The organism is Macrococcus sp. CoH-51_TC_04, from assembly GCF_058188655.1.
Map to the genome: position 1 here is coordinate 45690 of NZ_JBVGOY010000013.1, position 11877 is coordinate 57566.

Here is an 11877-nt window from a genome sequence, read left to right on the forward strand (position 1 = left end):
TTCATAGCACGTCTTTTATTATATTAAGGGAGAGGTTGGATGTCTAAAGGTAATATAGAATCAATGAAAATCGGTGCAGCTTACGTGGGTGTTATTGTAGGTGCCGGCTTTTCAACAGGTCAGGAAGTTTTGAAATTTTTCACGAATTATGGTATTTACAGCTATTTTGCTATACTTATTTCTGGAATTATGTTGACGTTCTTTGGCCGTCAGATCAGTAAGGTTGGTTATGGATTAGATGTAGACAGCCATGAACCAACGATTACATACCTTTTTGGTGAAAAATTTGGTAAAATCATTGACTATATTTTAGTGTTTTTCTTATATGCAATATCGGTGATCATGGTCGCAGGATCAGGGAGTGCGTTTCATGAAAGCTTTGGGATACCGATATGGTTAGGTTCGTTACTTATGATTATTGCTGTAGTAGGTACGTTGCTGATGGACTTTAACAAGATTGTCAGAGCACTTGGAGTTGTAACGCCATTCTTGATTGTCGTTGTAACAATTATTGCAGTTTATTTCTTCTTTAAAGGGCATGTGCCATTAAGCGAAGTAGATAAATACATCGATCCTTCAAAGCAGCCATTTAAATCGAAGTTTCTTCCAGAAAGTTCACTTTGGTGGTTCTCCGGCTTAAACTATGGTGGCTTAGCATTTGCTACTGGCTATAGTATGTTAGCTGCAATTGGTAGCGATGCCTCGAAGAAACATATTGCAGGCCGTGGTGCCTTTATCGGTGGGATTACATTACTTGTACTATTATTGATGGTAAACTCTGGCTTACTGAGTGAACTGGAATTAGTTCAAGACTCAGCGATTCCAACTTTAGTGTTAGGACGTATGATTCATCCGGTGCTTGGTATAGCATTAAGCATTATTATGCTGATGGTAATGTATAATACGATTGTCGGTTTAATGTATTCGTTTACAGCACGCCTGACAACACCTTATTCAAAGCAGTATATTATATTGCTCATCGTATCGATGGTTATTGGTTATGCTTTAAGTTTTGTTGGCTTTGTAGAGCTTGTAGGAACAGTTTACCCAATAATGGGCTATGTAGGGTTATTACTATGCCTAGGACTATTACTTAAATATATTAAGCGTAAAAAGGCAGGGAAAAATCACATCGCGTAAGCGTTGTGTGTTCCCGGCTTTTATTTATATCGACGGATAATAATGTTACAATTAGCGTAGATTGAAGGGAATAACAATGAAGAAAAGATACTTATTAATTATAATTTTAGTTGCTTTAACTGTGATGGCGTTTGCATTAATATTTGGATGGTATAAAAAAGAAAATCCCGCATTAAATCATGATACGGTATTCGATGAACTTGGTGTGGCAATGAATGTTAAGCTGATTTCTGACGTCCAATATGGCAAAGATGCACCAAACTCACAAATGGATATTATTATGCCGAAGAAAATTAAATCAGGAGACAAATTACCGCTTATTATATGGACACATGGCGGGGGATATATCGCAGGTGATAAAAAACATAAAAATGCCTATCTTGCACGTATTGCAGAGCGGGGCTTTATTATTGCAAATATGAACTATGCGCTTGCACCTGCCCATAAATATCCCGTACCTTTAATTCAGGAAAAGCAAGCTGCACAGTTTATGAAGCGTAATACATTCCATCTTCCGATTGATTTTAATCAAATTATTATTGGCGGAGATTCAGCAGGAGCACAAATTGCAGCGCAGTTTGCAGCAATTCAAACGAATGAATTATTAAGAAAAGAAATGCAGGAAGAAGCGGTCTTTGCCCCGGACGATATTAAAGGGGTAATATTATTTGGTGGATTATATGATATGAATACGGTAAGAGCAACAAAATTTCCACGAATTGAAGATTTTATGGAAAGCTATACTGGAGAAAAATATTGGGAGCGCGAGTTTAAACAGATTGATCAGATGTCTATTACGCAGCAAGTAACAGGAAAGTACCCTCCAACATTTCTGACAGTAGGAGATGCAGACCCATTTGAAAGTCAGGCAATAGAACTGGTCAAAGTGTTGCAAGAAAATAAAGTACCGAATTCGACCTCATTTTTTGATGGCTCACATCGATTAAGACATCAATATCAATTTCATATGAATCTAAAGGAATCTCAAATAACATATGATAAAGTGATTAAGTTTCTGAGCACGTTTACTGATCAAGCATTGTACAATACGTTAGAAGAAGAACCGCTTACAACGAAAACGAAATAACAGGAGGAATGCACCTTGAAAGATAAAGTATTACTCACAGGCGCAACAGGATATATTGGTAAATATATATCAAGTCAATTGGCAGCACAGTATGATATTTATGCGATGAGTAAATATCCGAGCGAACCATTAGAAGGCGTCACCTGGCTTACTGGCGATATGTTCTCTTTGAATGACTGTATTGATGCGATGGCCCACGTAGATTTTGGAATATACTTTATTGATCCCAATAAACGTTCCAGCAGAATGAACGATACAAAGTTTCGTGATATCAATGCTATCAGTGCAGATAATTTTGCACGTGCTGCAGAGATTGCACAATTGAAAGCAATTTTCTATGTATCTGGTACAACAGAAGATCAAGAAACATTGAATATTCTGCGTAGCTACAAAACACCGGTTCATGCCTCAGTCACATCAGTTAAACGTAAAGGGATTGTTGCACAAACACAGAGTTCAGAAATCAATGATGTGAGAAGTATTCAACGTACGTTGATGCCGTCAAACTGGTCGATAGCTGACTTGAGTCATCATTATTTTAATTGGTTGAGTGATATGGCCTTTAATATTATTAACGTAAAACGTCAAGATAATGTATATACGATTTATGCAGCGGGCAAGCATGTACTTACGTTATCTGAGGATGAAGGAAAAAGTGATGAAAACAGAATGGTTTATAAGATAACAGACGGTGCATTATACAAAAATACACTAACAAGTCGTGCACGTATGGAGTTTAGAAGATTGAAGCACACTGACACCCTTATCATTGCACTTCATGATTACGAACCTACGATACCATGGCTCATCTATATATTGATACAATTACCGGTGTATCATCTTTCAATGAAAATCTTTGATGTTGAGATGCGTATTGCTCGCTTTCAGGAAGATAAAGCAAATGGTATAGAAAAACAGTATACAAAGTAACAAACGGCTGTATAATACAGTCGTTTTTTTGGAGGTTCATTTACATTTTTATATTACATTTTTGTAAAGAATGTAAAGAAGGTTTATTATATCAACGGTTTGCATACGCTTACTTTACAGACTTAATACATTTTTAACAAAACGCTATTAAAAGTTAACAATTTCCTTTAAAATAGCGATGTAGAGAACTATGGTGAAAATATTAGGAGGCAATATCATGTTTAATAAGAAGAAAGATAAATTTGCGGTTCAATTAGAAGCGATGGCAGAGAATCTAGATCGTGCTGCTGTAGCATTTGGTGACATGACATTTCACAATGCGTTTGATTTAAAGAAATATGCGGATACAATTAAAGCCTATGAAACAAATGGTGATGAACTGATGCACCAAATGATTTCAGATTTAAATCAAACATTCATCACACCGATTGAACGTGAAGATATTCTTGCTCTTTCAAATGCAATTGATGATGTTATGGATGCTATGGAAGAAACATCAGCAATGTTTGAAATGTATTCAATTGAATACTCAGATGAGTATATGGCTGAATTTGTTCAGAACATTCAAGGATGCGCAAAAGAAATTAAGATTGCAGTGACGCTCGTTGCTGAGAAGAAGTTATCCCATGTGCGCGTACATTCGATTAATATTAAGGAACATGAAACAAACTGTGACGGTATTTTAAGACAGTCAATTAAACATATCTTATCTGTAGAAACGGATCCGTTAACTGTGATGAAAGTAAAAGATATTTATCAGTCTTTAGAGGATATTGCTGATAAATGCCAGGCAGTTGCGAATATACTTGAATCTATCATTATGAAGAATAGTTAAGGAGCATTTTTATGGAACCGATTATTATTTTTACATTTGCGATTGTGTTCTTCGCGTTAGCTTTTGATTTTATCAACGGTTTTCACGATACGGCGAATGCAATTGCAACTGCAGTCTCAACGAAAGCTTTGAAGCCTCGTCATGCGATATTGATGGCAGCTGTACTGAACTTTGTAGGAGCAATTCTTTTTCATGGGGTAGCGAAGACGGTTACGAAAGATATTGTAGACCCATTTACGTTACAAAACGGTCAAGTGGTCATCCTTGCGGCATTAATCAGTGCGATTACATGGAACTTAATCACATGGTATTTTGGGATTCCGAGTTCGTCGTCACATACATTGATTGGATCAATTGCAGGCGCTGCAATTGCATCAGGTGGTTTTGGAATTCTGGAATATGCAGGATTTACGAAGATTATTGTAGGGTTATTGATTTCACCATTACTTGCATTTATCGTTGGTTATATCATGTATACAATTATTAAAACAGTATTTAAGAATGCAAACTTAACGAAAACAAATCGTAATTTCAGATTCCTGCAGATTTTCACAGCAGCAGCGCAAGCTTTTGCACACGGGTCTAATGATGCGCAAAAAGCGATGGGTATTATTACGATGGCATTAATCTCAGCCGGGATGCAGACCGGAAGTACTGAACCTCAGACATGGGTACAGCTTTCATGTGCAGCAGCGATGGGATTAGGTACAGCAGTAGGAGGATGGAAGATTATTAAAACAGTTGGTGGTAATATCATGAAGATTCGTCCAGCCAACGGTGTTGCAGCAGACTTATCATCTGCATTTATCATCTTTGGAGCAACACATTTTCATCTACCTGTATCCACAACGCACGTTGTATCCTCTTCAATTCTAGGTGTGGGATCAAGTCACCGTGTTAAAGGCGTGAAGTGGACGACAGCACAGCGTATGATTATTACATGGGTGATTACATTGCCGATTTCAGCCATCATTGCAGCGATTATCTATTTTGTTGTTAACTTCATTACACATATTTTTTAATTAAATCATACATATTCGGGTAAACTGTTAACAGTTTATCCGAATTTTTTTAGGAGGGATAAGGATGGAACATATAGTATTTGTACATAGTGCAAGTGAACAAACAAAAGAGAGTGGTAGTAATCCTTTGCTGAGAACGATTCCGCAAGGTGAGTACGTGTGGCATAAGCACCGCTATCCAAGAGACAAGGGACAGGTCTATGAATTATGGGTGGAACCATTCATTGAAAGTTTGAATGAAATTGATGATCATGAACCTGTCACCTTAATTGGGCACTCGTTCGGTGGCACTGTAATTATGAAGTACTTAACTGAAAATCAAGTGACACAAAAAATTAAACAAGTGATTCTTATCGGGTCCCCTTTGTTTGGCTGCGATGACAAGTTTAGCGATGAGCAGAATAAGTTAAGAGAAGATGCAGAGGACTATATCGATGTACCCATTACGCACATTCAGTCTGTTGATGATGATCGTGTAGACATCAAACACCAAATGTGCTGGCAACAACAATTTCCACAAATGAATATCATTACAAAACAATTCGGGCAGCACGAATTTCATGATGGTATAGATGAATTGAATCAATTACTTTAATTAGAGGAATAAAGATAAATAAAGTGCTAGCTTTATTTATCTTTATTTTTTATTTCAAACGAAAGCGTTTACAGTTTGTTAATTTTATATTACCATACTTGTATACAAGTAGACGGAGGTAAACCATGATACCTAAACAATGGATGGATCAACTTTCAACAGGAGAGCAGATAGCATTAGATTTGAGGTATAAGATTATTTCTAAGCAGATTAAGGATGGAGAGAAGCTTTCAGAGAATACATTAGCTCAGATGTACAAGGTGAGTCGTTCACCCGTAAGAGATGCGGTAAAAATTTTATCTAATGATAAATTGATTCGTTTAGAACGGATGGGTGCAGTGATAATGGCTTTATCAGAAAATGATATAAAAGAACTTTATGACATGAGACTGATGATTGAAAGTTTTAGTTTTGAAAAGATCAGAAAAAAGGATATATCTAAAGTCGTACTGGAACTCCATAAGAAACTTGAAATGATGAAAGTAGCGGTTAAATTTAATGATGCTGCGGAGTTTGCTATGCAGGATATTCTTTTCCATCAGACGATGATCGAAAGTATTCACCATAAGCAATTAGAAAAGTTATGGATGAGCATTAAACCGACAATGCTGATACTGAACCTAATTTCGATGGAGGAAAGAATGAAGTTTAATAAAGGTGATTTTGAACGCATCTTTAAGAATCATCATGAATATATCACGACTGTTGAACAAAGAGATAGAAAAGGTTATAAAAAAGTACTTCATATGAATTTTGATGATGTTCATGAAGAAATAGATGATTTATTCTATTCTCAAACGAAGGAGGAAAATTAATGTTTAAAATAGGTGTAGATATCGGTACGACGAGTACTAAAGCGGTAATCTATAAAAATCAAGGTGAGATAGTGGGTGTACATCATGTGGAGTATCCATTATTAACACCTACTACAGATACAGCGGAGCAACATCCGAATGACATCTTTGAAGCGGTTTTAGAAACCATCCGTATGGTTGTGAAAAAAGCAGAAGCCGCTAAAAATGAGATTGATTTTATTAGCTTTTCTAGTGCAATGCATAGTTTGATCTTGATGGATGAACATAATAAACCACTTACTAATAGTATTACGTGGGCAGATAATCGGAGTTATCAGTATGCAGAAAAGCTGAATCGTGAACATGATGGTCTTGCTATCTACCACCGTACAGGGACACCGATTCACCCGATGAGTCCGTTGACCAAAATGTTATGGCTGAAAGAAACGGAAACCAAGCTTTATCAGTCGACTAAAAAGTTTATTGGAATAAAAGGTTATGTGTTCTATCAACTCTTTAAGAGATATATCGAAGATTATTCAATATTAAGTGCCACGGGTATATTTAATATTCGCCAGCTTGATTATGATGATGCTGTGCTCAAGCTTTTAGAAATAGACAAAAGTCAGTTATCTGAAGCTGTAGATACGACGACACTGTTAACAGGAATAGATAAGCAATATGCGGATATCATGAATATTGATGTCAACACACCATTTGTTATCGGTGCGAGTGACGGTGTACTTAGTAATCTCGGTGTAGATGCATTTAAGCCTGGAGAAGTTGCAGTAACTATTGGCACAAGTGGAGCGATTCGCACAGTAATTGATCAACCGAAAACAGATAGTCAGGGGAGATTGTTCTGCTATGCTTTGACAAAGGACAAATGGGTCATTGGCGGTCCTGTGAATAATGGTGGTGTCGTCTTGCGCTGGATACGTGATGAATTTGCTTCAAGTGAGATTGAGACAGCAAAGCGTCTCGGTGTCGATAGCTATGAAGTATTGACTAAGATTGCTGAACGCGTGCCACCAGCGAGTAATGGCTTGATCTTTCATCCTTTTCTTGCAGGAGAACGTGCGCCACATTGGAATGCAAATGTGCGTGGCTCATTCTTTGGATTAACCCTCTCGCATAAAAAAGAGCATATGATTCGTGCGGCACTTGAAGGTGTCATCTTTAATCTCTATACGGTTTATATTGCGCTTTCCGTGTTGATGGATGAAGAAGTAAAGACATTAAAGGCAACAGGAGGATTTGCAAAAAGTGCACTATGGCGACAGATGATGTCCGATATTTTTGAACATGAAGTGATTGTACCGGAGAGTATCGAAAGTTCTTGTCTTGGTGCTTTTATTCTCGGTCAAATTGCAATTGGAGAAAAAGATAACTTTGACCATGTCAGTGCTATGGTTGGTGCAACAAAGCCACATCAACCGATTCAGCAAAACGTATACATCTATCGCGAGGTATTACCGATTTATATTAAGATGACACAACAATTGATGGAAACATATGATGACATTGCTGCGTTTCAAAGAAAATATGAAAAGAGGGAAGTATAATGGATTTTATCGTACAACAATGGCCGTTATTTACAGTCGCTATAGCTATTATTATTCTACTGGTCTTAATTATGGGACTCAAACTTAATACGTTTATATCATTAATCATCGTCGCTTTTTTAACGGCACTTATGCTAGGGATTCCTTTAGATAAAGTCGTCGCTACGATTGAAGCAGGAATGGGTGGGACACTTGGACATATTGCGCTCATCTTTGGTTTAGGTGCGATGCTTGGGAAGTTACTTGCTGATGGTGGGGGAGCAACGAGAATTGCACATACGCTCATCGATAAATTTGGACTAAAACATATTCAGTGGGCTGTAGTTGTGGCATCCTTCATTATTGGGATTGCGCTATTCTTTGAAGTCGGTCTTGTATTACTGATTCCGATTGTGTATACCATTGCGAAAGAAACGAAACTACCCGCACTTTATTTAGGTATTCCTATGGCTGCAGCACTTTCTGTAACGCATGGTTTCTTACCGCCACATCCTGGACCGGTCATGATTGCAAAAGAATATGACGCAAACCTTGGTGAAGTATTAATATATGGCTTTATCATTGCGATTCCTGTAGCAATCATTGCAGGCCCGTTATTTACAAAGTTTGCAAAGAAAATTACGCCGACAGCATTCACACGTGAAGGAGACATCTCGTCTTTAGGTAAAAACGTGAATTTCAAAATTGAGGAAACACCAGGATTTTTCATTAGTACACTTACAGCGTTATTTCCTGTATTATTAATGCTGATTTCCACAATTGTTAAATTAATGGTAGAAGCACAAGGAATAAATGTAAATGGATTGATCAAGGCCATTTACCTAATTGGTGATGCATCTACTGCCATGTTGATTTCAATATTGATTGCTGTAATCACAATGGGTCTCTCTAGAGGGCGCAAGATGAAAGATGTGATGCAGTCGGTTACAGATGCAATCTATCCAATTGGGATGATGATTCTGATAATCGGTGCAGGTGGCGCATTTAAACAGGTATTGATTGATGGTGGCGTAGGTAAGCATGTCGAAACATTATTTACGCATTCAGACTTTTCACCGATTCTGTTAGCTTGGCTTGTTGCAGCAGTACTTAGAATTGCATTAGGATCTGCGACAGTTGCTGCGATTTCTACGACAGGTATCGTTATTCCGTTGCTTGAAGCGTCTGATGTGAATTTAGCATTGGTTGTTCTTGCAACAGGTGCCGGGAGTGTCATCGCATCACATGTGAATGATGCAGGATTCTGGATGTTTAAAGAATATTTCGGGTTATCCATTAAAGAGACAGTGCTGACATGGACGCTTCTAGAGACGATCATATCTGTGAGTGGTCTCGTCTTTATTATGATTTTCAGCCTGTTTGTATAATCAAATCGCTCGTAAATGTAAGTTGTAAACTGTATAATCATTATATAACACTAATTAAATGAGGGATTATATGAACAATTATTATAATGCACAACCTGTGACACGCGCATCAGCGTATCGTCAAACGTTTTTATTCTTTATGTATTACTGGATTATCTTTGCGGTAGGAACATATTTAGGACAATTTGTGCCAGCGGGATTAAGATTTACGGTTTCTATGGCAATTTTTGCACTTGTAATGTTATCGTTATTCGTGCGTGCTTCACGTAAGTTTGGATTCTTAATTTCTAACTTAATGGCGTTTGGGATGGGGATTGTAAGTTACGGTACATTTATGTACTACATGTCAACGTTAGGTGAAGCTGCATTCTATCAAAACGTTGCACTTGCTGTAGGGGCATTCTTAGCCTTTGGTTTAGTTGGATACTTTGTAGTAGGAGATGCATCTAACTTAGGGCGTCTATTATTCCCAGCATTAATCGCATTAGTATTTGCAAGTTTCTTAGGCATATTCATTCAAATTCCAATGTTCCAGATGGTGATTACAATTGCAGGACTTGCAATCTTTTTCTTGTATACAGTATATGACTTTAACCGTTTAAAACAAGGAAACTTCTCACCACAGGAGATGGGATTTAGCTTATTTATCAACCTATTGAATATCATTTTAGATATTTTACGATTAGCAAGTATTTTAAAAGATTAAAGGCATGCGCCTTTAATCTTTTTTGTGTAATGAAGGATTAATGTGTATAATAATGACATAAATTATTGAAAGAGAAGTGTATATTATGGGTCGTAAATGGAACAACATTAAAGATAAGAAAGCTGCAAAGGACAAGGATACAAGTAGAATCTATGCGAAATTCGGTCGTGAAATCTATGTCGCAGCAAAGTCTGGAGAGCCAGATCCTGAATCGAACCAAAACTTGAAATTCGTTCTTGAACGTGCGAAAACATACTCTGTACCGAAACATATTATTGATCGTGCTATCGAGAAAGCTAAAGGCGGTGCAGAAGAGAACTACGATGAACTACGCTATGAGGGATTTGGTCCTGGTGGTTCGATGTTAATCGTAGACGCCCTTACAAATAACGTTAACCGTACAGCGAGTGACGTTCGTGCGGCGTTTGGTAAGAACGGGGGGAATATGGGGGTATCCGGTTCAGTAAGTTATATGTTTGATAATACTGCAGTGTTTGGATTTGATGGTAAGAGTGCAGATGAAACGCTGGAAATTCTGATGGAAGCAGATATTGATGTACGCGATGTAATAGAAGAGGACGGGCACGTTATTGTCTATGCAGAACCTGATCAATTTGCAGCAGTACAGAATACATTGAAAGAAGCAGGGATTGAAGAATTTACTATAGCCGAACTTTCAATGGTCCCTCAGACTGAATTAGACTTATCCGATTCGGACTTAGAAGTATTTGAAAAGTTAGTAGACGCGATTGAAGATTTAGAAGACGTACAGACTGTACACCATAATGTAAATGTATAATTTGTAAGCACTGAAGCGATTTCAGTGCTTTTTTAGGAGGAATTATGAATAAACAGGATTTTATAGAGACATTGCAATTACAACCACATCCAGAAGGGGGCTATTACTATGAGACATATCAATCTGAACTTAACATAGATGATAAAAGACTATATACAAGCATCTATTTCTTGCTAGAGTCAGGAAATATTTCACACTTTCATCGTATACAGTCGGATGAACTGTGGTATTTCCATGCAGGTGATTCACTGACGATTCATATGATTCATCCTGATGGGAGTTATCAGTCTGTTAAACTTGGGCTCGATGTGAAAAAGGGTGAAGTGCCACAATATCTAGTACCAAAGAACACGATATTTGCATCTACAGTTGAAGGAGAAGATAGATGGAGTCTCGTTGGCTGTATGGTCGCACCAGGATTTACATTCGAGAGCTTTGAACTGTTTACGCAAGATGAACTGATAGAGTGGTACCCGAGACACCAAACGATTATCGAAAAATATGCATTAAAGCACAAGGGGAATGTATAATGAAAAACAAAAAAATTACGCCATTTATGATGTTTAATGGAAAAGCAGAAGCGGCAATTGAATTTTATACCGCTGTATTTCGTAATAGTGAGATCATTTCTATGATTAAGTATGATGAACAAGGACCAGGTGCACCCGGGACGGTGAATCATGCAGTGTTTACAATTCATAACGAACAGTTTATGGCAATTGACAACGCGAATGGTACAGATATTCCTTTTACGCCGGCGCTAAGTTTTGCGGTTGAATGCGAATCTGCTGAAGAGATTGAATTCCTATATGATCAGTTAAAGGAGGATGGACAAGTGCTGATGGAACTTGCGCCGATGCATCCAGTGTCAGAGAAGTTTGCATGGGTAGCTGATCAGTTTGGTATCAACTGGCAATTAAACCTATCCATTGGATGATAGCACCTTATTGATAAGGTGCACAGACTGTAGACAAAGTCTCCTTCGGAGATGAAGTTTACAGTCTTTTTTTGATAAAATATAGGTATATCATTGAACG

At 37.6% G+C, this 11877-nt stretch carries 13 protein-coding genes; all 13 read left to right on the forward strand.

What is annotated here, in order from left to right:
- The first annotated feature begins 39 nt into the window (after positions 1 to 39).
- The 13 genes from ACZ2V4_RS10585 (at position 40) to ACZ2V4_RS10645 (ending at position 11777) form a co-directional block, all read left to right on the forward strand.
- Positions 40 to 1140, forward strand: a complete 1101-nt coding sequence (locus ACZ2V4_RS10585) for a YkvI family membrane protein (protein ID WP_490514848.1) — start codon at positions 40 to 42, stop codon at positions 1138 to 1140.
- Positions 1141 to 1216: 76 nt separating this feature from the next.
- Positions 1217 to 2227 (forward strand): alpha/beta hydrolase, encoded by a 1011-nt coding sequence (locus tag ACZ2V4_RS10590; protein ID WP_219493906.1) that lies wholly within the window; start codon positions 1217 to 1219, stop codon positions 2225 to 2227.
- A 15-nt stretch (positions 2228 to 2242) separates the two neighbouring features.
- Positions 2243 to 3157, forward strand: a complete 915-nt coding sequence (locus ACZ2V4_RS10595; protein ID WP_219493908.1) for an NAD-dependent epimerase/dehydratase family protein — start codon at positions 2243 to 2245, stop codon at positions 3155 to 3157.
- Positions 3158 to 3374: 217 nt separating this feature from the next.
- Positions 3375 to 3992, forward strand: a complete 618-nt coding sequence (locus tag ACZ2V4_RS10600; protein WP_219493910.1) for a DUF47 domain-containing protein — start codon at positions 3375 to 3377, stop codon at positions 3990 to 3992.
- 11 nt (positions 3993 to 4003) lie between these two features.
- The gene (locus tag ACZ2V4_RS10605; RefSeq protein ID WP_219493912.1) at positions 4004 to 5014 is read left to right on the forward strand and encodes an inorganic phosphate transporter; all 1011 of its coding nucleotides are present in this window, start codon (positions 4004 to 4006) and stop codon (positions 5012 to 5014) included.
- Positions 5015 to 5078: 64 nt separating this feature from the next.
- A complete protein-coding gene (locus ACZ2V4_RS10610) occupies positions 5079 to 5609 on the forward strand; it encodes an alpha/beta fold hydrolase (protein WP_219493914.1) in 531 nt (176 codons plus the stop codon).
- 125 nt (positions 5610 to 5734) lie between these two features.
- Complete coding sequence (locus tag ACZ2V4_RS10615; protein WP_283721859.1) at positions 5735 to 6424, forward strand: GntR family transcriptional regulator; 690 nt, start codon at positions 5735 to 5737, stop codon at positions 6422 to 6424.
- Positions 6424 to 7968 carry a gluconokinase gene (gene gntK / locus ACZ2V4_RS10620; RefSeq protein WP_419895370.1) on the forward strand — a complete coding sequence of 515 codons (1545 nt, stop codon included), beginning with the start codon at positions 6424 to 6426 and terminating at the stop codon, positions 7966 to 7968. Before ACZ2V4_RS10615 ends, gntK begins: the two co-directional genes overlap by 1 nt.
- The gene (locus ACZ2V4_RS10625; RefSeq protein ID WP_219493920.1) at positions 7968 to 9335 is read left to right on the forward strand and encodes a gluconate:H+ symporter; all 1368 of its coding nucleotides are present in this window, start codon (positions 7968 to 7970) and stop codon (positions 9333 to 9335) included. The genes gntK and ACZ2V4_RS10625 overlap by 1 nt, the downstream gene beginning before the upstream one ends.
- A 70-nt stretch (positions 9336 to 9405) precedes the next feature.
- The gene (locus ACZ2V4_RS10630; protein ID WP_012656316.1) at positions 9406 to 10041 is read left to right on the forward strand and encodes a Bax inhibitor-1/YccA family protein; all 636 of its coding nucleotides are present in this window, start codon (positions 9406 to 9408) and stop codon (positions 10039 to 10041) included.
- An 85-nt stretch (positions 10042 to 10126) separates the two neighbouring features.
- Entirely contained in the window at positions 10127 to 10840 is a 714-nt protein-coding gene (locus ACZ2V4_RS10635) for a YebC/PmpR family DNA-binding transcriptional regulator (RefSeq protein WP_086038139.1), read from the forward strand.
- A gap of 44 nt (positions 10841 to 10884) precedes the next feature.
- Positions 10885 to 11370, forward strand: a complete 486-nt coding sequence (locus tag ACZ2V4_RS10640) for a cupin domain-containing protein (RefSeq protein ID WP_219493925.1) — start codon at positions 10885 to 10887, stop codon at positions 11368 to 11370.
- A complete protein-coding gene (locus ACZ2V4_RS10645; RefSeq protein WP_219493927.1) occupies positions 11370 to 11777 on the forward strand; it encodes a VOC family protein in 408 nt (135 codons plus the stop codon). Before ACZ2V4_RS10640 ends, ACZ2V4_RS10645 begins: the two co-directional genes overlap by 1 nt.
- Positions 11778 to 11877: the final 100 nt, after the last annotated feature.